Consider the following 26,073-nt stretch of genomic DNA (forward strand, 5'->3'; position numbering starts at 1 on the left):
GCCAAGGGCCGGGATTGCCGCCGGCTGTAGGCAAGTGCTCAAAAACAATAAAAAAACTCGATCATCTTCGATATAAAAATTCAGTTATCTTTTATGAAGTCCGCTCTCTAGAATCCCGCCTTACAGGTGTTTCTGGAGACCAAGGATGGATTGGCAAGTGGCTTCGGACGTCGGCGGTACGTTTACAGACATCGCCCACGTTGATGAACATGGCGTGTTGCATACCGCGAAAGTGCCCTCGCTGCCGGAAAACTACGGCGAAGGCGTGGCAAGCGGGATTTCGACGCTGGCCGAGTTCTGCAACTACAAGATCAGCGAGCTGACGGAAGTGATGCACGGTTGCACCGTGGCGACCAATGCCATCCTGGAAGGCAAAGGCGCACGCACCGCGCTCATTACCACCAAGGGCTTCAAAGATGTCCTGGAACTTCGGCGCATACGTGTGCCCAGGCTCTATGAGCCGCTGTATGTGAAGCCGGCGCCATTGTGCCCGCGAGACCTGCGCTTCGAAGTGCAAGAGCGCATAGGCGCCTCGGGCGAGATCGTCCAGCAGATATCGCGCGCCGATGTCGAGGCGCTGGCCGAGCAGCTCAAGGGCCAGAACATCGAAGCCGTGGCGGTATGTTTGCTGCATTCGTACATCAATGACACGCACGAACGTATCGTAGGCGACATACTGCGCCGCGCCTTGCCGGACGCGTTCATTTCCCTGTCGGTGGACGTGCTGCCCCAGATCCGCGAATATGAAAGAACGTCGACCACGGTAGTCAATGCCTATGTAGGTCCGGTGGTCAAGAGCTATCTTGATGGACTGGACCGCGAGCTGGCCAAGAAAGGCAGCCATGCCCCCGTTTATGTCATGCAATCCTCGGGCGGCCAGCTGCATAGCGACGCCGTAAAAAAACTGCCGGCCCAGATTGTCGAGTGCGGCCCGGCCGCCGGGGTGATTGCCGCGCAATATATCGCCCAGCAGTTGGGCGAGCCCAATGTCATCACATTCGATATGGGCGGCACCACGGCCAAGGCCTCGATGATCGAAAAAGGGCGGCTCACGTATTCGGAAGACTACGAAGTCGGCTCTTCGATGAGCAACTCGGGAACGATCGCCGGCGGCGGCGGCTATTCGCTGCGGCTGCCGGTGATCAATATCGCCGAAGTGGGGGCCGGCGGCGGCTCGATCGTATCCATCGACAAGGCGGGTGCGCTGAAAATCGGGCCTGAAAGCGCCGGCGCGCATCCCGGCCCGGCCTGCTATGGAGTCCAGGACGCCTATGCCACCGTGACCGACGCCAACGTGCTGCTCGGCTATCTGAATCCGCACCACCTGGCCGGTGGCGCAGTGAAGATCGATCGCGACCTTTCCTATCGCTGCTTGACGGCGAAGGTCATGATGGGGCTGGGCCTGACGTCGGTGGAAGAGACGGCCTACGGCATCCATATGCTTGCGAATGAAAAAATGGTGAAGGCGATCAAGGCAGTCACCACCTACCGGGGCCGGGATCCGCGCGACTTTGCAATGATCGCCTTCGGTGGCAACGGCGGTATCCACGGGGCGGGCATCGCGCGCAGCCTGGGAGTCAAGCGCGTGATTGTCCCCGTCTGCGCCGGCGTGTTCAGCGCGGTCGGGCTGACCGTCGCCGAATGCAAGGTCACTCTGGCGTCCGCCTACCTGGTTCCGCTGCGTGCCGCGCAGGCAGGCCGGGTCAATGAGCTGTACGCCGAATTGCACAACAAGGGCGCGAAGCTGCTCGGCCGGCCGCTGCGGCAGACGTCATGTTTCATGCAACTGGACCTCAGGGCGAAGGGCCAGGCGTTCGAGATCACCGTGGACCTGGGCCAGTCGAGTTTCTCGGCGAATTGCGCCCCGGATATCGTGGACAGGTTCATGCAAGAGTATGAAGTCAGGTACTGCCACAAGCCCGATGCTTCCTCGGAAATCGAGATCGTCGCGTTGCGCCTGACGATTGCGGACGAAACCTATACGCCGCCGCCCTTCCTGCAGATGAAGCTTTCCGACGGCCAGTTGCTGGGGAAAAGGCAGGTGTATTTCGGCGAAGGCCAGGCCGGCGAGGCGCCGGTGGTCAATCGCGCATACCTGCGTGGCAAGAAACTTGCCGGACCCATGGTTATTGAAGAATACGAAGGCACGACGGTGGTTCCGCCTGGCGCATCCGTTTCGCTCGATGAGATTGGAAATATCGTGATCGACCTGGACGGAGACCAATAGTATGCGTACCGAAAAGTTCAAGCTCGAGGTCATTCGCAACGCGTTGGAGATGATCGCCGAGGAGCTCACCCTTACCATCATCCGCACCGGCTATTCCAACATTGTTCGAGATAGCCTCGATTTCTCTACAGCCGTATGCGATAAGCAAGGTCGTACGCTGGCGCAAGGGCTTTGCACCCCCATGCACATGGGCGCCTTCGAAGATGCGCTGGCGCTGCTTATCAAGAATGAGTCGGCCAATTTTAATGATGGCGATGTGTTCATCATGAACGACCCGTACGCGGCGGCCGGGCAGCATCTGCCTGATATCTACGTGGTAAAGCCGGTTTACTATGACGGCGCCCTGGTCGGGTGGGCGGCCACGCTGGCGCACCATTCCGACGTGGGTGGCATTGTGGCGGGCTCCAACGCGCTGGGTGCGACGGAAATCTGGCAAGAAGGCTTGCGGATCCCCATTCTCAAGCTGTATGACGCCGGGCGGCGCAACCAGACCCTGATCGAGCTCATCAAGCTCAATGTGCGCACTCCCGAGTGGGTGATCGGCGATCTCGAGGCGCAAGTCGCGGCATGCCACACGGCCGACAAGTCTTTCAAAAGGCTGTGTGACCGTTATGGCGCATCGGGGCTCGAGCAGACATTCGACGATCTCCACGATTATGCCCAGGCGCTTATCGAGGCAGAGCTGCTCGAGATCCCGGACGGAGTGTACCGGTTCACCGATCATATCGACGGGATAGGCGAGAATCCGCAACCCGTCACGCTGGTGGTGGCCGTGACGGTGTCCGGCAACAGGATCAAGGTCGATTGGTCCGGTACCACGGCCCAGGTGGCTGGCGGCATCAACTCGCCTTTTCCGTTCAGCAAGGCCTGCGCGTACGCGGCCATCCGTTCCGTCATGGCCTCCGATATTCCGAATTGCCATGGATACACGCGGGCGATAGATGTGTACGCCCCGGAAGGCACCGTGGTACGGCCGTTGTCGCCCGCCGCTTGCGGCGCGCGGGGCATCACCGGATATCGGCAGATCGACTGCCTGTTCGGGGCCCTGTCCCAGGCGTTGCCGGAAAAGGTCGCCGCCGATGGCTCGGGTGGGTCCACGCTGCCGACGATTTCCATGTATGTGGGCGGCAAGGCGCTGATCTTTTGCGAGACGCTCATGGGAACAGGCGGAGGAACCGCTATCAGCGACGGACAGGAAGGGGTGGCTCACATCGGGGCCAATCAATCCAACGTCCCGGTCGAGATGATTGAGCAGACATATCCGATCCGTATCGAGGAGTACGGATACATATCCAATAGCGGCGGCCCCGGGCGCCATCGTGGGGGCATGGCCATACGCCGCTCTTACAGGTTCTTGTCCGAGACGGCCACCCTGAACGTGCGCTCCGATAAAAGAGCATACCCGCCGCATGGCCTATTCGGCGGTATGGGCGGACGGCCTTCGATGAATATCCTGCAGCGCGCGACAGGAGAAAAAGAAACCCTGCCCGTCATGCTCAAAGAGCCCATCACGGTTTTCAAGGGAGACCTGTTCATCCATGACATGGCCAGCGGAGGTGGCTACGGCCCGGCGCATGAACGATCCGTCGACCAGGTGCTTGAAGACGTCCGCCTCGGGAACATCTCTATCGAGAGCGCACAATCCGCGTATAAGGTGGTGATCGGCAACGTGGGAAAAAAGCTGGAGATCGACTACGCCGAAACCTACAAGCTGCGTTCCAACTAATCCAGATACCAAGAAAAAGGAGACAACATGAAATTCAAGAACATCGCAGTGGCATGCCTTGGCGTGCTGGCTGGTGCAGCCGCCATCAATGTCCTGGCCGCGCCAGAGAAAATGCGCTATGTGGGCACCTGGAGCAGCATCAATCTATACAAAGATTTCGAGAGGCCGTATTGGTCGTCCGGAAAAGAGATCCTGGGTCGCGACCTGCAAGTCAGCGTCACGAGTTTCGACCAGATGGGCCTGAACGGCAGCGAGGTTTTCCGGATGCTGAGCCAGGGCATGTTCGATGTCGGCACGACGATGTCGGCCTATGCGATCGGCTCGGCGCCCGAACTCGAAGGGGTGGACCTGCCCATGCTGGTCACCACGCCCGAAGATTCACGGCAGATTATCAAGCTGTATCGTCCCGAGCTGGAACGGATCTTCCAGGAACGCTTTCGCGGGACGAAGCTCCTGGCGATCAGCCGGTTTCCGCAGCAAGGGGTGTTCTGCAATTTTCCGATCACGCGGCTCTCAGACCTGAAAGGCAAGCGCATCAGGGTGCCTGGCGGGACATCGGCCGAGTTTGTCGAAGCGCTTGGCGCTTCGCCGATCAACATGCCATTCGGCGAGGTAACCGCGGCACTGGAACGCAAGGCACTGGATTGCGCGACGACGGGCATTCTGTCCGCCTATGCGGTGGGCTGGCACGAGGTGACCACGCACTTCTTGCCGGTTCCGGTCGGAGGATGGGGCTATACGATGACCGTCATGAACGGTCGAGTATGGAAGTCGTTGTCGGATACCGATAGGCAGGCGCTCGAGGCCAGCATCAAGGCCAAGTTCGAAGAGCCGGCGCTCAAGGGCGCAGAGGCGGACGCTCAGCTCGGCATCGATTGCCTGACCGGCCGGGGCGCTTGCCCGCTGGGGCAGAGCGGGAAAATGGTGATGAGCCCTGTATTGCCCGAAGACCTGGCATTGTCCAAGAAGATCTTGCAGGAAAAAATCATCCCGGGCTGGGCGGGCCGTATATCCAAAGAGCACCTGGACGAATGGAACCGTACGATCGGGGAATTCACCGGCCTGCGCTATGACGGCCAGGGCCAAAAATAATAATAGAGGGGCAGCCATGATTCAGCAGACACATCCGCGCGGCATCGAGCGGGCCATTCATATTGCGGAAAAAACCAGCCTGGGCGTCCTGAAGGTCTTCGCGCTGCTGTTCCTGATCGCGATTCTCGCCATCGTGCTGGAAGTGGTGGCGCGTTCTTCCGGGTACGCAACGAGTTTTTCGGTCGAGTATTCCGGCTACGTCATGGCCAGCATCATTTCGTGGGCGTGCAGCTATGCCTTGCTCCAGAAGGGCCATATACGGATCGATTTCCTGTACACAAAGCGGTCTGATTTGACCAAGAACCTCCTGGATACCCTGTCAGTGTTCTTGTTTTTCCTGGTGGCGGCGTTCCTGGCCTGGAGCGCCATTGGCCTGACGCTCGAGTCGGTCGAGTTCGATTCCGTTTCAAATACGACATTGCGCCTTCCGCTATGGATACCGCAAGGAAGCTGGGCATTGGGCTTTCTTTGGCTTTCTGTCTGCGCGGGGCTGCTGACGATCCGGGCCGCCATCGCGCTGTTAAAGAAAGACCGGCCCGCCATGGTGCGTTACGTCGGCACCGGCGAAGAAGCACACTTCTAAGCCCGACCGAGGAGCCACCATTATGCTGACCATGGCAATAGTCATTTTGCTGCTATTGATGTGCGCGACGATTCCGGTTGCCGTCACGTTGATCATTCTTGCCTTTGTCCTTGGATATTTTTACTCGGATTTTCCGTTCTATCTTGCCGCCGGCGAAGTCTTGTGGACGAATTCCGAAAACTACACTTTGATCGCGATCCCGCTGTTCGTGCTGATCGGCGAGATCCTGGTTCGATGTGGCAGCGCCCGCAAGGCGTACTCCATTATGGATGCCTGGCTGTCCTGGCTGCCTGGCGGACTGATCCACGCCAACATCGGCGCATCCGTGCTGTTCTCCGCCACCAGCGGGTCCAGCGTGGCGACGGCGGCCACCATCAGCACCATCGCGCTGCCGGAAGGACGCAGGCTCGGCTACAGCGAAGGAATCTTCAGCGGCGCGGTGGCGGCTGGCGGCACACTGGGCATTCTGATTCCTCCTTCGATCAGCCTGATCATCTACGGTATCTTCACCGAGACGTCGATTCCGAAACTGTTCGCCGCCGGGGTCATCCCAGGGTTGTTGCTGGCAGCGCTGTTCTGTTTCGTGACCATCGTCTGCAGCGTCATCAAGCCATCGATAAGCGGCCAGCGCGCCAAGTACAACTGGAAAACGCGCATCGTGGGGCTGTTTTCGCTCATGCCGTTGTTCCTGCTGTTCTTTGTGGTCGTGGGATCCATCTATGCGGGCCTGGCGACGCCGACCGAAGCTGCCGCAATAGGCGTGCTGGCCGCGGTTGGCATTGCCGCGGCGGGCCGTTCGTTCAGTATCGCCATGTTCACCGATGCGGTCCTGGGCAGCTTGCGTACCACCGCGATGATCATGCTCATCGTGCTGGCCTCGTACTTTCTCAACTTCGTCCTGTCCACGCTGGGGATCAATGAACAGATCGAAGCCCTGTTTTCCGGCATGAATTTGTCCGCGCTGGAGACGCTGCTTCTGGTTTTTTGTATCTACATCGTATTGGGGATGTTCATTGAAACGCTGTCATTGATGGTCATCACACTGCCGGTGCTGGCCCCGATTGTCTTCGCGCAGGGTTTCGACAAGGTCTGGTTCGGCGTGGTGGTGATCATATTGATCGAGATGGCGCTTATTACGCCGCCGGTGGGTTTGAATCTATATGTCGTCCAGGGGGTGCGCAAGCGGGGCAGCATCATGGATATCGTGGTGGGCGCGCTGCCGTATGTGCTGGCCATGTTCGTCCTGCTCTACATCCTGGTCATATACCCGCAAGTGGCGCTTTACTTGCCGAACAAGGTCTAGCCCGAATCAGAATGCATTGGACAAGGTACAAGTCATGAGACAGCGGCGTGTCGTGGTGATAGGGGCTGGGGTCGTCGGGGTTGTTACCGCCGAAGCGCTTTGCGACCAAGGCTATGCAGTGACCGTCGTGGAGCGCAATAGCGAGCCGGCGGCCTCGACCAGCGCTGGAAACGCAGGCCAGTTGTGCGGCGCGTTCTGCCTGCCATTCGGGGCACCCGGTTTCTTGCCATCTTTCCTGAAAAAGAGCTTTGCCGGGCTGGGCGTGGGAATGAGCCCGGGCGACGTCCTGGCAAATGTACGGTGGCTGGCCGGGTTCATGAAGAATTGCGGCCGCGATGCGTTCCTGCGCAACAGTGAAGCAATGCTGCGCCTTGCCCATGAATCGGTAGATGCGCTGGCCGCATTGCTGGGCCGTCACCCGCTGGATTTCGACTATAGAAAGAACTGCGGCAAGCTTTATCTGTACGATTCCCCCGATGCCCTGGAATCAGAAAACCTGCTACTGCAGCTGCGCCGCCGGGTGGGTTATGACGTTCGCGTTGCAAGCGAAAGCGAATGCAAGGATATCGAGCCCTTGCTTGCCGGCTCGAAGTACCGGTTTTCCGGCGGCGTGTACGCATCGGATTCCAGCGTTGGGAATTGCGCCGTGTTCACGCGCAAGCTGGCGCAACGACTGGCGGAACAAGGTGTCGTCTTTCGCTATGAGTCGGCGGCGGAGAACCTTGTTTGTTCGCGCGGCAAGGTTCAGGGCGTGAGCCTGCGCGAAGGCGTGATAGACGCTGATATCGTGGTCCTGGCCAGTGCAGTCGGCACGCGGGCGCTGTTGCCAAGGTCATTGCGGGCTCGCTTCCCGGTGGCTCCCTTGAAAGGCTACAGCGTGACCCTGCCGCTTTCAGGCGCGGGGCCGCGCGGCACCATTACCGACGCCAGGCGGGCGGTGGCATTCAGCGTCCTGGGCAATCAGTTCCGCATTACCGGAGGGGCCTATCTGGCTTCATCGTCTTCCGCCCGTGGGCCTCAACTCGACCGAATTCTGCGTGTGGCCCAAGACTGGTTTCCCGCGGCGGCGGATTATGCCTCTGGGCGTACCAAGGGCTGGGCCGGCCTGCGGCCGGTTACGCCTGCTTCCGCCCCCTATATCGGGCACACGGGTCTTCCGGGCCTTTATATAAACACCGGACACGGCGGCTTCGGGTGGACTTGCGCGGCGGCGTCAGCCCGGCGCTTGGTTGCGGCCATCGACTAACATAGCGATCCGACCTTGTCTTGCTACAGTCGGCAAAGGCCCGGGCTCCAGCGATGAAGCCCGGCTCGGGGCCGATTGTCCGCCACCATGACGTTTGAACAACTGCACAGTTTCTATCTGGTCGCCAGCCTGGGTTCGTTTCAAAAGGCAGCTGAGCAGTTGCATGCCACTCAGCCAACCATCTCGGCGCGCATTATGGCGCTGGAAGGGGCGATGAAAACCAAGCTTTTTGACAGGCGCGGATACCGTGCGGTCCTGACCATAGACGGGCATCGATTCCTGTCTTATGTCGAGCGGTTGCTGAGATTGAAAGAAGCGGCACTGGCCGACATTGGGGGCATCGGTGTCGCTCAGAATGCAATTCGCCTGGGTGCCTCGGACTCGATGGCAAATACGTGGGTGCCCGATTTCATGTCGGAATTGTCCTCGGCCTACAGCGGGATTTGTTTTGATCTGCACGTCGCGTCTTCTCCCCGGTTGCTGGAGGATGTGACAAACCAGCGGTTGGATATCGCGTTCATCCTCAGGCCGGCGGCATCCGGTCCGCTTATCATCGAACCCCTGTGCACGTTCGAAATGGTGCTCGCCGCATCGCCGTCATTGGGGCTGCATCGGTCCGTCTTGCGCTACCAGGATATCAACGACTGCAATGTGCTGTCGTTCGATCGAAGCACCGAACCGTATCGCATGCTGAAGAAAGACCTCGAGGCCGCGAATGTGCTGCCACGGCTCAGTGCGATTTCCTCTCTCTATGCGGCGACCCTGTTGGCGGAAAAGGGCCTGGGAATCGCGGCCCTGCCAAAGATCGCGCTATCGGATTCCCTGGCGAAGGGCCGGTTGGTCGAACTGGAAACCGAACTGGCCCTGACCCCGCTTACTTTTTGCGCCGCCTATTACGACGGACCGTCCGCGCCGACTCTAGGCCTGTTGGCCAAGTGGGCGGCAAAGGTGTGCCGCGACAGGTGCGAGGAACTCGCAGCGGGTATTAGTACGTCGGCTGGAAAGTCCGGATAAGAGCGAGCACGCCAGCTCAAGCACAAACCTCGACCCCGCTCCAACGCTCGAAGAGCTTCATGATCGACGTCATGTCTTCATTCCCGCGTTCGGCCGCCGCGATTCTCCAGAGTTGCAGCGCGCTTTGGCCTATCGGCATTGGGATATGCCGGGCTGCACCCTCGGAAAGACACAGTTCCAGGTCTTTGACGACACCATCGACGGGAAACCCAAAATCGAATGACCTGGTAAGCACCGCCCGGGGAAACTTTTCTTCCGTCGCGGAATTCCTGCCGCTTCCGTGATTGAAGGCATCCAGCATCGCCGCAGGCGACAGCCCGCCCTTGACGCCCAATGCCATTGCCTCGGAGGTCGCCGCCAATGCGACAAACGAGAGCAGGTTGTTCAGCACCTTCATCAATTGCCCGCTGCCGGGTTCGGCGCCGGCCAGGATCAGGCGCGCAGCCATGCACGAGAGGACGGGCCGCAGTGCCTGGAATACGGGTTCAGTCGCACCCAGCATCATTGTCAGGTTGCCCTGCCCGGCACCCTCTACGCCACCCGTGACGGGAGCATCGACGTATGACTTGCCGCTGTTTTGCAAGCCGCGGGCAATTTCCCTGGCTTCGCCCGGGCCGATCGTGGAAAGATCGACAATGGTCTGCGACAGCTTGCCGTGCACCAGGCCATCCTGGTCGAATACCACGCTTCGGACCGCCCCGGGATCGGGAAGGCAAAGCAGCGTTGTCCGGGCCGCGTCGGCCACAGCGGCGGGGTGATCGACGACCCTGGCCCCAGAGGCGCGAAATCGCTCTTGTACCAGGGGGTCGAGATCGCATACGACCAGTTGAAACCCCGACTGCGCCAGGCGCATCGCCATGGGGCTGCCCATACGCCCCAGGCCGATGAACCCGATTGCTTCTGCCGCTGCTGTCATCATCTGATTCTGGAAATTCACCGATCTATTGCGCGGCAATACCCGACGATTTGATGACCCTGGACCACCGCTCGGTTTCCTTGCCGATGAATTTCTCGAACTCGAGCCGGTCTTTCAAGGTTAGCTCGCCGCCGAACTGGTTGGCGATGGTGCTTTGGAAATCAGGATCCTTGGCTGCGGCCAGTACGTCCTTCTGGATCTTTTCAAGGATTCCGGATGGTGTCCCGGCAGGTGCGGCCAAGCCATACCATTCATTGACCTCAAAATCGGGATAACCGGACTCCGCAACCGTAGGGGTCGCCGTGAACTCGGCATTTCTAGCGGCGCTGGTGACGGCAAGGGCTGGTACTTTTTCTCCCCGGATGAACGGAAGGATAGAGCCGGAGTTCGCGAACATCAGATCCACCTGGCCTCCGGTAAGGTCCGTGATGGCAGGGCTGCCGCCCTTGTAGGGAACATGGATGATGTCCACCCCGGCCGTCTGCTTGAACAGTTCGCCGGCGAGATGGGTGGATGTGCCCGTGCCGGCCGAGGCGAACGTCATCTTGCCCGGTTGCTTCTTCATGAGAACGACCAGATCCTGCAGGTTCTTGGCCGGAACCTTTGGATTCACTACCAGATAGTCGGGCATCGAAGCGATGAGGGCGACTGGGGCAAAGTCCTTCCTGGAATCGTACGGAAGCTCCTTGTGCAGGCTGGGATTGACGGCGTGAGTGCTGATGATCCAGCCAATCGTGTAGCCATCCGGGGCCGCTTTCGCAAGCGCGCCGGAGCCAATGATGCCGCTTGCCCCCGGCTTGTTTTCGACGACGACGGGCACCTTCCATTGCTCATTGAGCTTCTTGGCCATCATGCGCGCAATCAGGTCGGTCGACCCCCCGGGCGGCCAGGGCACGATCATGCGGACTGGCTTGTCGGGAAAGGTGGCTGCTGCGTCCGCCGCGGCCAGAGAGGGAAGGTATGCGGCAAGCAGCAGCGATGCCAGGCTGATGGTACGGGCGAATTTCATGCAGGTCCCTTGATTTATTTGGTGGCGCCCTGGCCCGTCACCAGCGGGCATTCGCTCTTGGACAGCGGACGATAGGCCTCGTCGCCCGGAATCGTGTCCAGGATCTTCAACAGATCCCAGTCTCCCTTGGACTCGGCGGGTGTCTTGGCTTGTGCCAGGTACATGTCGTAGACCATGCGGCCATCGGCGCGGATCTTGCCATTCTTGGCATAGAAGTCATTGATGGGCGTCTTTTTCATCATGGCGACCACGGCGTCGGGGTCGTCGGAGCCTACGGCTTGCACGGCGTTCAGGTAATGCAGCGTGGCAGAGTACGCGCCGGCCTGCACCATCGAGGGCATGGATTTCTGCCGCTCGAAATAGCGTTGCGACCATTTGCGGGTCTCATCGTTGCGGTCCCAGTAGAAGCCGGTGGTGAACTGCAGCCCCTGTGCCGCTTGCAGCCCCATGCCTTTGATGTCGTGCAGGAACACCAGTAGCGTGGCCAGCGCCTGCCCGCTTTGGGTAATGCCAAACTCAGAGGCTTGCCGCACGGCGTTCTGCGTATCGGTGCCCGCATTGGCCAAGCCTATGACCTTGGAGCCGGAAGCCTGCGCCTGCAGCAAGTAAGATGAAAAATCCGGGCTGGAAAGCGGCGCACGTACCTGGCCAAGAACCTTGCCGCCGTTTTCCTCGATCACGGCCCGGGTGTCACGTTCCAGAGAATGGCCGAACGCGTAGTCGGCGGTAATGAAAAACCAGGTGTCCCCACCGGCACGCGTTACTGCCCGGCCCGTGCCGTGCGCCAGCGCGTACGTGTCATACACATAGTGCACACCATATGGCGAGCACGACTTGCCTGTCAGGTTGGAAGTGGCCGACCCCGCGAAGATCGTGACTTTCTTCTTTTCTTGCCCCAAAGCCTGCAATGCCAGCGCCGAAGCCGAGTCGGTCGATTCGATGATGGCGCTGACGTTTTCGCGGTCGTACCACTCGCGTGCCCGGGTGGCCGTGATGTCGACCTTGTTTTGATAGTCTGCCGACAAGACTTCTATCGGCCGGTCCAGTACTTTGCCGCCAAAATCCTCCACGGCCATCTTCACCGCCGTCACCATGCCAGGCCCGCCATGGGCGGAATAGACGCCGGTCATGTCCACAATGGCTCCCAGGCGGAATGGCTGCTTATCCTGGGCATGGGCTGTCAATGCAAGCAGCAAGCCGCCCGTCAGTACTGCCAGGCGTGAGACTCCTTTCTTCATGGTGTTTCCTCCTTATAGTGGCATTTTTCTTTGGCGTGGCGCGTGTCGGCAGTGCGTGCCGTGTCGTGGCGTTGTCCACGTCCAGAACATCAAGCAACTTTCATGCCAATTTATAAAAAGAGGTGTTGCCGGGGCCAGGCGTCGCAAAAGGGTGTTCTTCGGATCGCCCAGTGTCTTCGGCGCAGACACTTTTCGGTGGCGCGGCACCATGCCGGACACAAAGTCATGGGGTTGCGGCTGCCGGTGCCCAGGCGGCGCAAAGGGCGTAGCCTGCCTTACGCCGTGGACGAATCCAGTTCGGCAAGCCGCTTGTACAGGTGCGATCGAGAGATGCCCAGGTACTCTGCTGCCTTCTTCTTGTTCCCCTCGAATCGCAGCAGCGCCTCCCGGATCATGCCCAGTTCGATGCGGGACTTGGCTTGGTGCACGTTGGGCAGTTCCTTGGGTGAAAAACCGCGGTCCGGTGCGCTTATCTCGCGCAGCGTATCGTTCATCTCTTCGACGCTCGGCCCGGAATTCACCTCGAGGGGGACCTCGCAGTCTTCGCAAGTGATCTCGTTCTGTTCCGAAAAGATCGCGGCACGCTCGATGGTGTGTTGCAGCTGGCGCACATTGCCAGGCCATGGCAGTGATTGCAGATAAGCAATGACGCCAGGTCCGAAACGCTTGCCCTGCACGTTGTGGCGAAGCATGAACCGATCCAGGAATGTCTTTGCCAGCAGCGGCACATCTTCCAGCCTTTCACGCAGGGGCGGAACCCGGATAGTGACAGCGCTGATGCGGTAGAAAAGGTCCAGCCGGAAATCGCCCACGGCCAGCATGCGCTGGAAGTCGCGGTTGCTGGCCGAAATCAGGCGGAAGTCCGACCGGCGTTGCGTGCCGCTGCCTACGCGCTGGAAGGTGCCATCCTGAAGCGTACGCAGAACCTTGACCTGTATATCCAGCGGCATATCGCCGATTTCATCCAGGAAGAGCGTAGTCTGGTCCGCCTGCTCGAATTTGCCTGTCCGGCCGCGCTTTTCCGCGCCCGTGAAGGCGCCGCCCTCATATCCGAACAGTTCGGCTTCCACCAGGTTTCCGGGTATGGCTGCGGCGTTGACCAGCACCATGTCCTTGTTTTCCCGGGGGCTGAGCTGATGGATCGCATGGGCGACAAGGTCTTTTCCTACGCCACTTTCGCCAACCAACAGCACAGAAACATCGAGCGGTGCAATTTTCTTGATGCGCTCTTTTAGCTTGCGGATGGCGTCGCTTTCGCCGACGATGGAATCCATTCCTTGCGCATTGCCACGCAGGCGCGGCAATGCGCGCTGATAGAAGCTGATCTCTTGGTGCAGCCGCTTGATTTCGTCTCCCAGTGCTTCCACGGCAGCCGGGCTCTTGAACATCACCTGGCCGATGGCTCCGACGATGCGGCCTTCGGGGTTGACGATAGGCGTACGGCTTACCACGCGGCTGGTACCCCGCATTTTCTGGATCTGCCCGATTTCCGTCTTGCCGGTGCGCAGCACGGCGGCAAGGCGGCTGTTCTCGATGACCGTATTGACATCCGCCCCCGACGCCTGGCCGCGCTGGATGCCAAAGAACTTCTCGTGAACCGGGCTCATGTAGCGGATGCGCGCCTGGTCGTCGATCACTGTGATGGCCTCGTAAGGGTCGGTCACGAAGTGCCGCAGGATGTCCGCCGAGAAATCGACGCTGCTGACGAATTCATAGAGCGGATCGCCGCCGTCGTGGCGGTACAGGACGAAGCAGCCCGTGCCAGCCGACGTAAAGCAAACCACGGTCATCGATTCGCTCGTGCCCTCGAGCGTAAACATGGCGGACATGGGCCGCAGGTCGCGGTTCTTCCACAACGTGCCAAGCTTCTCCTGGATATGGGTGTTCAGCCCGGTCCCAGAGGCGAAGACTGTGGTTCCTTCCGGATCGAGTACGAGAACCCCGTTCTTGGTGTCCCCGGTTTGCCTGCCATTCTTCATGTACATGTCTTCGCTCAAAACACCATGGACAATTTTTGGACACTTTACCACTCATGCCTGTAATGGCAGTAGCGGGAGCCACTTGGCATGAATTGTGCTTGATACAAAGTCGGAAGCCAAAAATCCAAGGCCAGAGACAAGGTAGAAAACATGCAGAAGGAACCAGGTGGCCTGCCATTCACCGAATTGCCAAAAGTCAGCCAGGGGCAGGGGCACGCCCTGCTCCAGGGCATATGTGTCCTGGACCTGAGCACATCCATTGCCGGCCCATACGGTACGCAGTTGCTGGCCGACCTGGGGGCGAAGGTGATCAAGATCGAGAAGCCGGGCGTAGGTGACGATGCCCGCCATTGGGGGCCGCCATTCATCAATGGCGAGTCTCCCTGGTATCTCAGCGTCAACCGGAACAAGCACAGCCTGACGCTGGACCTCACCCGCCCCGAAGGCCTGGATGTCCTGGACACCTTGCTCTTGCAGGCCGATGTGCTGGTGGTGAACATGAATGCTCGAGTCCAGGAAAAGCTGGGAATAGACTATGCGCGACTGGCCCCGAAGTTCCCGCGGCTTATCCATGCATCCCTGACGGGCTTCGGGCTGCGGGGCAAGCGCAGCCATTTGCCATGCTATGACCTTATTGCCGAGGGCTATTCAGGTGTCATGGATCTGACAGGAGAACCCCAGGATGACCCACAGAAGATCGGCACGCCGGCGGCCGACCTGCTCGCCGGCCAGGACGTCGCCATGGCCGTGCTGGCTGCCTGCGCTGCCCGTGCCCAGACCGGGCGGGGGGCGCAGATCGACGTGTCCATGCAGGCAAGCATGACGCGCTTCATGACGCCGCGCCTGGTGTCGTACCTGAGCTCTGGCGAATTGCCCAGGCGCTCCGGTGGCAAGGATTCCGTCATCGCCATCTACCAGGTGTTTGAAACGTCCGACAAGCAGATTTCGCTCGGGCTGGGTAACGACGCGATCTGGCGCCGCTTCTGGGTGGCCGTGGGCCAGCCCGAAATTGGAGAGAATCCGCGTTATGCGTCCAATGCCGATCGCCGGGCGCACCGGACAGAGATCGTCGAAAAAATCGCCGGGATCCTGCGACTCAGGTCCAGGGATGACTGGCTGGAAATACTGGGCGCGAACAGGATACCGGCCGGCCCCATCAACCGGCTCGACGAAGTCGCCCGGGATGACGACCTGCTGCAGCAACGATTCCTGTACCAGGCGCAAGCGGAAAACGGGCCGGTTCCGCAAGTTGGCCTGGGCATTGCCATCGACGGCAAGACTTCGGTGCATCGCAAGCCACCACCTGTACTGGGAGAGGACACCGATGCGATTCTTGGGGAAATGCTTGATCTATCGCCAGCCCGCATCAAGCAATTAAGAGACGCGGGCGCGGTATGACCGCCGCGCAGCGATCGAATCACATTCACGGAGAAGTGTGGTGAACACCATCCTGACTTTGCATGATCCACAGACTGCGCGGGAAAACTACCTGAGCGGCGTATGGCACCAGGACACGCTGTATTCCCTGGCGCAGGAGCATGCCCGCATACGGCCCAATGCTTGCGCGGTGCGCGATCCGTACCGTCGCCTGACCTGGCGCGAGGTGCTCGCAAGCGTCGACACCATCGCCGAGCACCTGTACCAAGGAGGATTGCGGCGCGGCGACCGGGTGGCCATCTGGCTGCCGAACCGTATCGAATCGGTGCTGATCTTCCTGGCATGCTCGCGCAATGGCTATGTCTGCTGCCCATCGTTGCACCAGAACTATACGAACGCCGAGATCGTCAAGCTGCTTTCCCGCATCCGTTGCAAGGCGCTTTTCGCGCAGCAAGGCTATGGGGCGGACTCAGACCGCTATTCGATATTCCAGGAATCGACTGGCGTTGCAACGCTTAAGCAGTTGTACGCCCTGGCGCCCCAAGGCGTCGAACCGGACACCGGCACCCTGCCGCAAGGGGCCTTGCGGTTTCCAGACCTTGCCAGCGCAATGGGCATCACAAGCGCTCCGGCGCTCGACCCGGACAAGGTGGTCTATCTTGCGTTCACGTCCGGCACCACAGGTGAGCCAAAGGGCGTCATGCACAGCGACAATACGCTGCTTGCCAACGGCCGAGCCCTCGTCAATGACTGGAAACACGGCTCTTCGACGATAGTCCTGGCGCTTAGCCCCATGAGCCATCACATAGGCACCGTTGCCCTGGAACAATCCTTGGTGGCCGGTATGGAACTGGTTCTGCACAACCCGGCCGCCAACCGTTCCGCGCTGGATTGGGCGCTGGAAACCGGCGCGACGTACGTGATGGGCGTGCCCACCCATGCCATGGACATGCTGGCCGCGCTGCGCGAGCGCGGGCTCAGCCGCCTGGGCAATGTGGATGTGTTCTACATGGCCGGCTCGACCATTCCCCGGGAAGTCGCGCAGCGATTCCTGGACCTGGGCATCAAGCCCCAGAATGTATACGGCATGACCGAAAACGGTTCGCACCAGTACACCTTGCCCAGCGATGCCAGCAATACCATCGTGGCCACCTGCGGGCGGGCATGCAAGGGCTATGAAATCCGGATCTTCGACCAAGAGAACCCCGACATCGAGGTTGCCCCAGGCGAAACCGGTGAAATCGGCGGAAAGGGCGGGGTGCTGACGCTGGGCTATTACGATAATCAGGACGCGACGGAAAAGTCCTTCAATTCATCCGGCTGGTTCCTCAGCGGCGACCTGGGCATGCTGGATGAAAGCGGCTGTCTGCATGTCATGGGCCGCAAGAAAGACCTCATCATTCGCGGCGGCCACAATATCTATCCGTCTCGCATTGAAGACCTGGCCCATCGCCATCCGTCCATCATCAAATCGGCGGCGTTTCCGGTGCCCGATGAACGGCTCGGCGAGAAGGCATGCCTGGCGGTGATTTTCACGCCGGGTACGTCGCTTGACGCCAGGCAGGTATTGCAGCACCTGCATGACTCAGGGTTGTCCAAATATGACATGCCCGAGTATTTCATCGCAATGGATGCGTTCCCGCTTACGCCCAGCGGAAAGATACTCAAGCGCGATCTGGTCCAATGGCTGAAAGACGGGCGGATAGTGCCCGAGCCCGTGCGCTGGAAGACAGCGGAAAAGCTCAATAACGAAGGGGTATCGGCATGACAGTCCGGCTTGAATACGAAGGCGAGTTCGCGCACCTTGCGCTCGACCGTCCCAAAGTCCTGAATGCGCTCAGTTTTGCGGTGCTGGGGGAAATCGAAGCAGCGCTTGAAAAAGTGGCCCATTCCGATGCCCGCGCACTGATCGTTACGGGCGAGGGTGAAAAGGCCTTCTGTGCGGGCGCTGATATCCCGGAACTGATGGACCGGCCGCTCATGCAGGAACTCGATGGGGCGGCCAAGGGGCAGGCGGTTTTCAACAAGATTGCCGGCTTGAAGATCCCTTCCGTGGCGGTCATACAGGGTTACGCCTTCGGCGGCGGATTGGAACTTGCCCTGGCGTGCACGTTCCGGGTCGCCACGGATCGAGCGCGCATGGGCCTGCCCGAGGTCAAGCTTGGCCTGATCCCCGGATATGGCGGCACGCAACGACTGCCCAGGCTGATCGGGGAAGGGCGTGCGCTCGACATGATCATGTCGGGCCGCACCATTACCGCCGAAGAAGGTGAGCGCATTGGCCTGCTCAATCGCATCGACAACGAGGGAAGCCCCCTGGAAATCGGCAGGCGGTTCCTCGAGCCCTATCTGAAGCACAGCCTCTGCGCGCTGTACTTCGCGCGCGAGGCGGTGCAACGAGGCGGCCGTGTCGGCATCGAAGACGGCTTGCGCATCGAACGAGACCTTTCCACGCTGGCCTATCGCAGCCAGGACGCGGCCGAGGGCCTGCGCGCCTTCGTGGAAAAACGCGCGCCCTCTTTCAAGGACAGCTGAAGCATGAGCCCGGAACTTATCTACGTGACAGGCGCCAGCCGTGGCATCGGCGCCATGATTGCCTACGAACTTGCCCAGCGCGGATTCCAGGTGGGTTGCCTTTCCCGTTCGGGCGACAGGCCGCATGTCGGGGATGTTTCCGAAGAAACCGCGGCACGCTGGCATACCGCGGCTTGCGATATCACGGACGGCGAAGCACTGAAAGATGCGATGTCAAGGCTGCGCGGGGAATTGGGGATTCCGGTCAGGGGGCTGGTCAACAATGCCGGCCTGCATACCGAGGTGCCCACCATCGACCTGCCCATGGACGAGTTCCGCCGGCTGATGGATATCAACGCCGTATCGCTGCTGCGTGCCTGCCAGATCGTACACCCCCTGCTCAAGGAAAACGGCGGCGGCCTGATCGTCAACATCGGATCTTTCTACGACAAGCTGGGCGTCAAGCGCAACGTTTCCTATTGCGCCTCGAAAGCGGCGGTGGGTGCCATCACGCGCTGCCTTGCCGTGGAATGGGCCAGGGATGGCATCCAGGTCATCGATGTTGCGCCTGGGTACATCGCAACCGACCTGAACCGCGAAGCGATGGAAAGCGGCCCGTTGCGGGAATACCTTGAAAAGAGGATTCCACGAAAAAAACCCGGCGCGGCAAAAGATGTCGCCGTACTGGTTTCGTCCCTGTTCCAGGAAGGCATGGCGTTCCTGAGCGGGGAAACCATCTACATCGATGGCGCGCAGAGTGTGTCGATATGACGTGTGCGCTGGCGCATGACCAAGAAAGCCTGAAGGAGAGACCGTGAATATACTGGAACGCCTGGACGCCGGGCTGTCCTTCGCCGATGAAGAGCGCATGCTGCTCGATTCCGTCCGGCAGCTGGCCGTGGCCGAGCTGGCCCCCAGGGCGGCGGCCTATGACCGAGATAGCGAGTTTCCCTGGGAAAACATCAAGGCGATCAATGCCCTGGGATTGAACGCCATGTTCATCCCGGAAGAATACGGTGGCATGCCATTGTCTTATCGCTGCTATCTTGCTTGCGTGCGCGAGATATCCAAGGCATGCGCATCGACGGGCATCATCTGGGCCACCAACTTCCACGCGATCAAGCCGGTCATACAGTACGGCTCCGAAGATCTCAAATCGCGCATTCTTCCCCGTATTGCACAGGGCGGGCTGGCATCCCTGGTCATTACCGAGCCTTCCGCGGGTTCGGACGCCACGGGCATGAAGACGCAGTTTCGCGAGGACGGCGATGAGATTGTCATCGATGGCCAGAAAATCTTCATCAGCAATGGCGATGTCGCCGACGTGTACGTGGTGTTCGGCAAATGGGCCGGCGTGGAAAGCGCCAAGGAAGCCATAGGCGCGGTCATCATCGAAAAGGGCGCGCCTGGACTGACGGTGACGGGCACCGAGCACAAGATGGGCACCCGCGCGTCGGGCACGGCCTCGCTGTCCTTTGATGGATGCCGCATACCGCGCGGAAATCTGCTGGCTGGCGCGGGCGTAGGCTTGCCCGTGCTGCTTGCGTCCTTGAACAAGTCCCGTCCCAGCGTCGCGGCGCATGCGCTGGGCATAGCCCGCGCGGCGTTCGAGGACGCCATTGCGTATATCAATGACCGGCGCCAATCGAACCGCCGCATCCTGGAGTTCCAGGGGGTGCAGTTCATGGTGGCGGATCTGGCGGCCGAGCTCGCGGTATGCGAGAACTGGCTTTGGCATGTTGGCGGCCTGGTAGACCAGGGCGTGGATGACATGGGGGTCGAGGCATCCATACTGAAGCTGAAGGCAACCGACCTGGCCATGCGCATCACGACCGATGCCGTCCAACTGCATGGCGGCTATGGCTATTGCCAGGATTTCCGCGCCGAGCGGCTTATGCGCGACGCGAAAATCACCCAGATCTGGGAAGGAACCAACCAGATACATCGGCAACTCATCGGGCGTAGCTTTCTGATCAAGGAAAAGAAATGAGCGCAATAAAGACAGTCGGCATTGTCGGCAGCGGAACCATGGGCACCGGCATTGCAATCGTCGTGGCGCGCGCCGGCCTGAAAACGATAGTGCTGGATGCGCGGCAAGACGCGCTCGACCGGGCGCGCGAGCAAGCCGCCGCATTCCTGGCCAAGTCTGTCGCGCGCGGCAAGCTCGCGGCTGGGCAGGATGAGGCGATCATGGCCCAGTGGAAGGGTACGACGCAGATCGAAGACCTGAAAGAATGCGATCTGATCATCGAGGCCGTATTCGAGGATCTGCAGGTCAAGCATGACCTGTTCTCGAAGCTGCACCAGGTTTGCCCGCCGCACACAATTTTCGCGTCCAACACCTCGACCATATCAATCACCGAAATCGCCGGTGGCAGCGGCCGCGCGGACCGGGTGGTCGGCATGCACTTCTGCCTGCCCGCCCAACTCATGAAACTGGTGGAGATGTCCCCCGGCCTGGCCACATCCGAGGAAACCTTCGGCACGGCCTGGGCCTTCTGCGTAGCCCTGGGGCAAAAGCCGGTGAAAACGCGCGATACCCCGGGGTTCATCTTGAACTATTTCTTGATTCCCTGGCACAACGACGTCATCAACCTGGTCGACCAAGGCGTGGCCGAACCGGCGGATATCGACCTGGCCGTCAAGACCGCGCTGGGATATCCGCTGGGGCCGCTGGAACTGCTCGACATGGTGGGCATGGACACCCAGAAGCTGCTGTCTGACGCGATGCATGGCCTTACGCATGAACCCAGGGCGGCGTGCCCACCCTTGGTCAAGCGCATGATAGGCGCCGGCAAATTGGGCAGGAAAAGCGGAGCGGGCTTCCATACCTACGACGACAGCAAGATCTTCGGAGCATGACGGCAATGAGCTATCAGATCATTCAGCAAGGCGATAGCCTTTCCTTTCCCGGCGACCATTCTTTCTTGGCAGCGGCTTCGAGCCAGGGCGATGGCGTGGTGCTGATAGGCAGCGAAGCCGGCCAGGCATGGCAGCAGGGCGTCGAGCGGGCAGCGGAAAGATCCTTCATCGCGATCGAACTCGACACCGAATGCCTGGGCGTGCATGCCGGCGAAGACGAAGGCCCTGCCAACGTAGTTGGCTTTGCCCGGTTTCGCCTGGGTGACGATCCGCCCACCGCGTTGGTGGAGCTGGTAAGAAAGCCCTATACCGATGATGCCGCGCTGCAGGCCGCGCGGGCAGCTTTCGAATCGGCAGGGCTGACTGTGGTGGTTTGCAATGATTTCCCGGGGCGCATCCTGAATCGCCTGGTGCGCCCGTACTACAACGCCGCCTTGCGGCGCCTGGATGAAGGGCTGGCCACCGCGTCCGACATGGACAAGACCCTCTGCCTGGGCCTGGGCTATCCGGAAGGCCCGATCTCGCTTCTGAAGCGTACCGGGCTGCATCACCATTACCGGGTCTCGCAAGCCTTGTACCAGGCGCTGGGCCAGGAGCCTTATGCCCCCGCACGCCGGGCGCAGGTGGCGTGGGCCCGCCACCAAAAGGACGCGTCATGACGCAGCCGCTTACGGGAGTCAAGGTCCTGGACTTCAGCACATTGCTTCCGGGGCCGATGTGCACGCTGATCCTGGCCGAGGCAGGCGCCGATGTCATCAAGCTGGAGCGTGCCGCCGGCGATGAAATGCGCGGCTATGCCCCCAGGTTCGGTACCGACAGTGTGAACTTCGTGCTGCTCAACCGGGGCAAGCGTTCCATTTGCCTGGATCTCAAGAACGAGGCGGATCGCGCGCAGGTGTTGGCGCTGGTGCGGGATGTCGATGTCGTGGTCGAGCAATTCCGGCCCGGCGTCATGCAGCGCCTGGGGCTCGACTACGAGACGCTGTCGCAGGTCAATCCAAGGCTTATCTATTGTTCGATCACGACATACGGCCAACATGGCCCCAAGGCGCTGCGGGCTTCGCACGACCTGAATTTCCAGGCCGAGACCGGGATGCTGGCACTTTCCGCGGACTCCGGCGGCGCCCCCATCGTGCCGCCCACCCTCACGGGCGACCTTGCCGCGGGCGCTTACCCCGCCGTCGTCAACATACTGCTTGCTTTACGCCAGCGCGACATGGACGGAAAAGGGCAGCATCTCGATATTTCGATGACCGACAACCTGTTTACCTTGATGTACTGGGCGTTGGGCAATGGATGGAGCGACGGGCAATGGCCGCGCCCAGGTAAAGAGCTGGTCACGGGCGGGTCGGCACGCTACGCCATCTACCGCACCTCAGATGGGCGATATCTTTCTGCGGCGCCATTGGAAGACCGCTTCTGGAACAATTTCCTGGCGCTGATCGGTGCGCCAGCCCTTGCCGACGAGACCGACGAAGACGCCATACGTGCAGAAGTGGCACGGCTGATAGCCTCTCGGCCGGCTTCCTATTGGTTGCAGCAGTTCGATGGGCACGATGTATGTGTATCGGAAGCCGTGAATATCGAGCAGGCCGTGCAAGACCCGCACTTCAAGGCGCGCGGCATCTTCGACCGCGAAGTGGTGAACAGCAGCGGCCAAGCCATGCCAGCACTTCCCGTGCCAGTGTGCGCGCCATTCAGGTCTGGCCAGGTCCGAGTCGCCGCCCCTGCGCTGGGCGAGCATACGAATCAGATAGCGGGCATTACAAATGGAGACAACAACAGATGAAAGCCGTCGTCATTCATGAATTCGCCGAGCCGGAAGATCTCAGGGTCGAAGAGATTCCGGAACCCGCCCCTGGCAAAGGGGAAGTCCTGATCAGCGTGACTCACGCGGGTATCAACTTTCCCGACATGCTTGTCATGACGGGAAAGTACCAGAACCTTCCCGATCGCCCCTTCGTTCCGGGCAAAGACGCGGCCGGCAGCATCGTTGCAGTCGGGGCGGGTGTCGACGGGCTGAAAAAGGGCGACAGGGTAGTTGCCCAGGTAGAGTTCGGCGCCTTTGCCGAGCGCATGGTCGCGCCTGCCGCCTCTTGCTACCCATTGCCGGACAGTATTTCCGACCGGGACGCCGCCGCAATGGGCCTGGTGTACCAGACTGCCTATTTCGCACTTGTCGAGCGTGGCCAGTTCAACAAAGGCGAGACAGTGCTGGTAAACGGCGCTGCCGGCGGCGTGGGCGGCGCCGCCATTCAACTGGTCAAGGCACTGGGCGGCACGGCGCTGGCAGGCGTCGTGGGGCCCGAGCAGGCAGAGGCCGCGCGCGCCTTGGGCGCCGATCACATCATCGACCTGGCCGCGCCCGACTTGCGTGACTCGCTCAGGGCGCAAGTGTTCGCTTGCACCGATGGGCATGGGGCCGATGTCGTCCTGGATCCGCTGGGCGACGATATCTTCGACGCGTCGATCAGGGCGGTGGCCTGGTGCGGGCGCCTGGTTTGTATCGGGTTCGCGGCAGGACGTATTCCCACCTTGAAGATCAACTATCTACTGGTGAAGAACATATCGGTGTCGGGGCTGCAATGGAGCGACTACCGTGACCGCCAGCCCGAGAAAGTGCGCGAGGTTCAGCAGCGTCTGTACGCCTTGCATGCCAAGGGCGCCTTGCGCCCGCAAATCACGGAAGTACTTCCGTTGGCCAGGTTTGCCGAACCCTTGCGGGTGCTGGCCAGTGGCAAGGGGCGCGGAAAGTACGTCTTGCAGCTTTCCTGAACGTCGGGTGTCGTAGCGGCCAGCCTGCGTGGGCAACACGCGGCAGGCCAGGCATAAAACAATCGCCGGTCCGCCGGCGATTTTTATTGCACCGGGCTCCTGGAAGCAACCGGCCTTTTTGCAATCACAAACGATCGCTTTGGTAAATCTAAATTGCGGCATTGGTGAACATGCCCGATGCTACCAGTACCCTGCGCTACGAAATCCTGCCTGCCGCAGACAAGGTGGACCAGGCGTCCTGGGCAGAAGCGCCGCTTTCCCTTCATCAGGGGCCCAAGCAGGTTCTCGCATCGATCCCGGGTAATCCAGGGGCTTGATCGACGCGCAGGCAACTCACCAGGAGAACGCATGAAGTGCGACGACGGCCGGTTCACAGGAAAGGTCGTGCTGGTTACCGGCGCTGGCGGTGGCTTGGGCAGCACCCAGGCAAAGATGTTCGCGCTCGAGGGGGCCACCGTGATCGTGGCCGACGTGTCTTCCGAACGGGGTGAAGCCGTCGCGGCTTCAATCAGGGGTAGCGGCGGCCAGGCCCGCTTTGTTCAGCTTGATGTGGCGTCCGTCACCAGCTGGTCATTGCTGGTGGACTGGGCCAAGCGCGAAATTGGCGCGCTGCACGTTCTGGTGAACAACGCGGGCATTGTCAGCCGTACCGGTGTGTCAGCCATTTTCCTGGAAGAGTGGCAGCGCGTAATCGACGTGAACCTGACAGGGCCCATGCTCGGTATCCAGGCATTGGCGCCGCTGATCCGCGAGTCAGGCGGCGGCTCGATCGTGAACATCTCTTCAACGGCAGGCCTTATCGGGCATCCCGGCGTTGCCTATTCAGCCAGCAAGTGGGGGCTGCGCGGCATCACGAAAAGCGCCGCCCTTGATCTCTTGAGCTGGGGCATACGCGTCAACTCGGTACACCCGGCGCAGGTGTCCGACACCTTGATGGCGTCGGAATCCACCGCCGGATGGAAACACGCCAACGAGCGGGTCATGCCGGCGGGGCGCCCGGCCGAGACGATGGAAGTGGGGCGGGCCGTGCTGTTCCTGGCCTCGGATGAGTCAAGTTATATCAACGCGACTGAAATCGTCGTGGATGGCGGCGCGGCATCCATTGGCATTGCACGTGTCCGCGCCTTGCTCGAAGAAGACTTCAACATGTCCAGAGAAACCGGCCGAGGGTAAGTTCCTCTGGCGGGATGCCGACTCGAACGGATGGACTAGATCTTGAGGAGACAATATTGATAACTCGTAGAAACTTCGTCATCGCGACGGCGGCGATCTCGATTCCCAGGATTTCGTTCGCGAAGAGCTATCCCACGCGCCCCGTCAGTGTGATCGTGGGGTTTTCACCGGGTGGCGGAACAGACGTTACCGCCAGGATTGTCTCGAAGAAGATGTCGACCTTGTTCGGGCAGCCACTGGTGGTGGAAAACAAGCCTGGCGCGGCGGGCACGCTGGCCGCAGGCCAGGTGGAACGGGCGGCAGCCGATGGATATACCATCTTGATGAATGCCAGCGGCGCCTATATCCATTCAATATTGAAGGCCGGCGACAGCTACGACCCCCTGGCCGTGTGTACGCCGATTGCGGCGGTGACGAAGGCTCCTGTCGTCATGCTTGTCAATAGTTCCGTGCCGGCCAATAACGTGGGCGACTTCGTCAAGCTTGCCCGGCAGGAAGAAAACCGGTTCAGTTACGGATCGGACGGAATCGCCGGCACGACCCAGCTCTGCGGAGATTATTTCAGCAAACTGGCCGACATCAAGCTGCTGCATGTTCCGTTCAAAGGGGCGGGCGACAGTGTGGTGGCCACCGTGTCGGGACAGGTCGATGCCAATTTCCCAACCTTGCCTTCCGCGCTGCCGATGTTGCGGGCAGGAAAGGTCAAGGCGTTGGCGGTCAGTGGCCCGGAACGATCGAAGATCCTTCCGGATATTCCTACCTTTGAAGAGCTGGGCTACAAGGATTTCGGCTTTCTTTGCTGGTTTGGTTTCGTCGGCCCACAAGGAATGCCGGCAGACATCGTCAACCAGCTCAACGGTGTTACTCAAGAGGCCATACAAGACAAGGAAGTCCAGGACTCTATCGAGAGCCAGGGCATGGAGACCATGCCCGGAACCGCAAAAGAATGGCTGGATTTCATGGTGAAGGATGCACAGAACATCAAGCGCATGGCCAGGCTGTCGAATCTGCAGGTGTCCTAGCGGCACCGGGCACCCGC

At 60.5% G+C, this 26,073-nt stretch carries 22 protein-coding genes; 18 read left to right on the forward strand and 4 right to left on the reverse strand.

Annotated elements, in window-relative coordinates; genetic code table 11:
* The first annotated feature begins 145 nt into the window (after positions 1-145).
* From KW845_RS12375 to KW845_RS12405, 7 genes are all read left to right on the forward strand, one after another.
* Positions 146-2,227 (forward strand): hydantoinase/oxoprolinase family protein, encoded by a 2,082-nt coding sequence (locus KW845_RS12375; protein ID WP_218369511.1) that lies wholly within the window; start codon positions 146-148, stop codon positions 2,225-2,227.
* Position 2,228: 1 nt separating this feature from the next.
* A complete protein-coding gene (locus KW845_RS12380; protein ID WP_218369512.1) occupies positions 2,229-3,953 on the forward strand; it encodes a hydantoinase B/oxoprolinase family protein in 1,725 nt (574 codons plus the stop codon).
* A gap of 27 nt (positions 3,954-3,980) precedes the next feature.
* Positions 3,981-5,045 carry a TRAP transporter substrate-binding protein gene (locus KW845_RS12385; protein WP_218369513.1) on the forward strand — a complete coding sequence of 355 codons (1,065 nt, stop codon included), beginning with the start codon at positions 3,981-3,983 and terminating at the stop codon, positions 5,043-5,045.
* A gap of 16 nt (positions 5,046-5,061) precedes the next feature.
* Complete coding sequence (locus KW845_RS12390; RefSeq protein WP_218369514.1) at positions 5,062-5,628, forward strand: TRAP transporter small permease subunit; 567 nt, start codon at positions 5,062-5,064, stop codon at positions 5,626-5,628.
* Positions 5,629-5,650: 22 nt separating this feature from the next.
* On the forward strand, positions 5,651-6,931 hold the full coding sequence (locus KW845_RS12395) for a TRAP transporter large permease (RefSeq protein ID WP_218369515.1): 1,281 nt from the start codon (positions 5,651-5,653) through the stop codon (positions 6,929-6,931).
* A 34-nt stretch (positions 6,932-6,965) separates the two neighbouring features.
* The gene (locus KW845_RS12400) at positions 6,966-8,177 is read left to right on the forward strand and encodes an FAD-dependent oxidoreductase (protein WP_218369516.1); all 1,212 of its coding nucleotides are present in this window, start codon (positions 6,966-6,968) and stop codon (positions 8,175-8,177) included.
* A gap of 87 nt (positions 8,178-8,264) precedes the next feature.
* Positions 8,265-9,191 carry a LysR family transcriptional regulator gene (locus KW845_RS12405; protein WP_218369517.1) on the forward strand — a complete coding sequence of 309 codons (927 nt, stop codon included), beginning with the start codon at positions 8,265-8,267 and terminating at the stop codon, positions 9,189-9,191.
* Between the two features lie 16 nt (positions 9,192-9,207).
* On the opposite strand, the gene KW845_RS12410 is transcribed toward KW845_RS12405, so the two are convergent.
* The 4 genes from KW845_RS12410 to KW845_RS12425 all read right to left on the reverse strand — a co-directional run bounded on the left by KW845_RS12410 (position 9,208) and on the right by KW845_RS12425 (position 14,339).
* Positions 9,208-10,110 (reverse strand): NAD(P)-dependent oxidoreductase, encoded by a 903-nt coding sequence (locus KW845_RS12410; protein WP_218369518.1) that lies wholly within the window; start codon positions 10,108-10,110, stop codon positions 9,208-9,210.
* A 22-nt stretch (positions 10,111-10,132) separates the two neighbouring features.
* Positions 10,133-11,116 (reverse strand): tripartite tricarboxylate transporter substrate binding protein, encoded by a 984-nt coding sequence (locus KW845_RS12415; RefSeq protein WP_218369519.1) that lies wholly within the window; start codon positions 11,114-11,116, stop codon positions 10,133-10,135.
* Positions 11,117-11,130: 14 nt separating this feature from the next.
* On the reverse strand, positions 11,131-12,354 hold the full coding sequence (locus tag KW845_RS12420; RefSeq protein WP_218369520.1) for an ABC transporter substrate-binding protein: 1,224 nt from the start codon (positions 12,352-12,354) through the stop codon (positions 11,131-11,133).
* A gap of 275 nt (positions 12,355-12,629) precedes the next feature.
* Complete coding sequence (locus KW845_RS12425) at positions 12,630-14,339, reverse strand: sigma-54-dependent Fis family transcriptional regulator (RefSeq protein WP_218369521.1); 1,710 nt, start codon at positions 14,337-14,339, stop codon at positions 12,630-12,632.
* A 144-nt stretch (positions 14,340-14,483) separates the two neighbouring features.
* Between KW845_RS12425 and KW845_RS12430 the strand changes: the two genes are divergently transcribed.
* The 11 genes from KW845_RS12430 (at position 14,484) to KW845_RS12480 (ending at position 26,056) form a co-directional block, all read left to right on the forward strand.
* Positions 14,484-15,731: a CaiB/BaiF CoA-transferase family protein gene (locus KW845_RS12430; protein WP_218369522.1), complete on the forward strand. Its 1,248-nt coding sequence runs from the start codon at positions 14,484-14,486 to the stop codon at positions 15,729-15,731.
* Between the two features lie 40 nt (positions 15,732-15,771).
* Positions 15,772-17,478, forward strand: a complete 1,707-nt coding sequence (locus KW845_RS12435) for a class I adenylate-forming enzyme family protein (RefSeq protein WP_218369523.1) — start codon at positions 15,772-15,774, stop codon at positions 17,476-17,478.
* Entirely contained in the window at positions 17,475-18,245 is a 771-nt protein-coding gene (locus KW845_RS12440) for an enoyl-CoA hydratase/isomerase family protein (protein ID WP_218369524.1), read from the forward strand. The genes KW845_RS12435 and KW845_RS12440 overlap by 4 nt, the downstream gene beginning before the upstream one ends.
* A gap of 3 nt (positions 18,246-18,248) precedes the next feature.
* The gene (locus KW845_RS12445; RefSeq protein ID WP_218369525.1) at positions 18,249-18,995 is read left to right on the forward strand and encodes an SDR family NAD(P)-dependent oxidoreductase; all 747 of its coding nucleotides are present in this window, start codon (positions 18,249-18,251) and stop codon (positions 18,993-18,995) included.
* Positions 18,996-19,038: 43 nt separating this feature from the next.
* Positions 19,039-20,214, forward strand: a complete 1,176-nt coding sequence (locus KW845_RS12450; protein ID WP_218369526.1) for an acyl-CoA dehydrogenase family protein — start codon at positions 19,039-19,041, stop codon at positions 20,212-20,214.
* On the forward strand, positions 20,211-21,086 hold the full coding sequence (locus tag KW845_RS12455; protein ID WP_218369527.1) for a 3-hydroxyacyl-CoA dehydrogenase family protein: 876 nt from the start codon (positions 20,211-20,213) through the stop codon (positions 21,084-21,086). The genes KW845_RS12450 and KW845_RS12455 overlap by 4 nt, the downstream gene beginning before the upstream one ends.
* Positions 21,087-21,091: 5 nt before the next feature.
* Entirely contained in the window at positions 21,092-21,745 is a 654-nt protein-coding gene (locus tag KW845_RS12460; RefSeq protein WP_218369528.1) for a 3-hydroxyacyl-CoA dehydrogenase family protein, read from the forward strand.
* Positions 21,742-22,875 carry a CaiB/BaiF CoA-transferase family protein gene (locus tag KW845_RS12465; protein WP_218369529.1) on the forward strand — a complete coding sequence of 378 codons (1,134 nt, stop codon included), beginning with the start codon at positions 21,742-21,744 and terminating at the stop codon, positions 22,873-22,875. The genes KW845_RS12460 and KW845_RS12465 overlap by 4 nt, the downstream gene beginning before the upstream one ends.
* Positions 22,872-23,861 (forward strand): NADPH:quinone oxidoreductase family protein, encoded by a 990-nt coding sequence (locus tag KW845_RS12470; RefSeq protein ID WP_218369530.1) that lies wholly within the window; start codon positions 22,872-22,874, stop codon positions 23,859-23,861. The genes KW845_RS12465 and KW845_RS12470 overlap by 4 nt, the downstream gene beginning before the upstream one ends.
* Positions 23,862-24,209: 348 nt before the next feature.
* A complete protein-coding gene (locus KW845_RS12475) occupies positions 24,210-25,034 on the forward strand; it encodes an SDR family NAD(P)-dependent oxidoreductase (RefSeq protein WP_218369531.1) in 825 nt (274 codons plus the stop codon).
* A gap of 14 nt (positions 25,035-25,048) precedes the next feature.
* A complete protein-coding gene (locus KW845_RS12480; protein ID WP_255592576.1) occupies positions 25,049-26,056 on the forward strand; it encodes a tripartite tricarboxylate transporter substrate binding protein in 1,008 nt (335 codons plus the stop codon).
* The last annotated feature ends 17 nt before the right edge of the window (positions 26,057-26,073 follow it).

This window comes from Bordetella sp. BOR01 (assembly GCF_019218885.1).
Taxonomy (GTDB): domain Bacteria; phylum Pseudomonadota; class Gammaproteobacteria; order Burkholderiales; family Burkholderiaceae_B; genus Bordetella_A.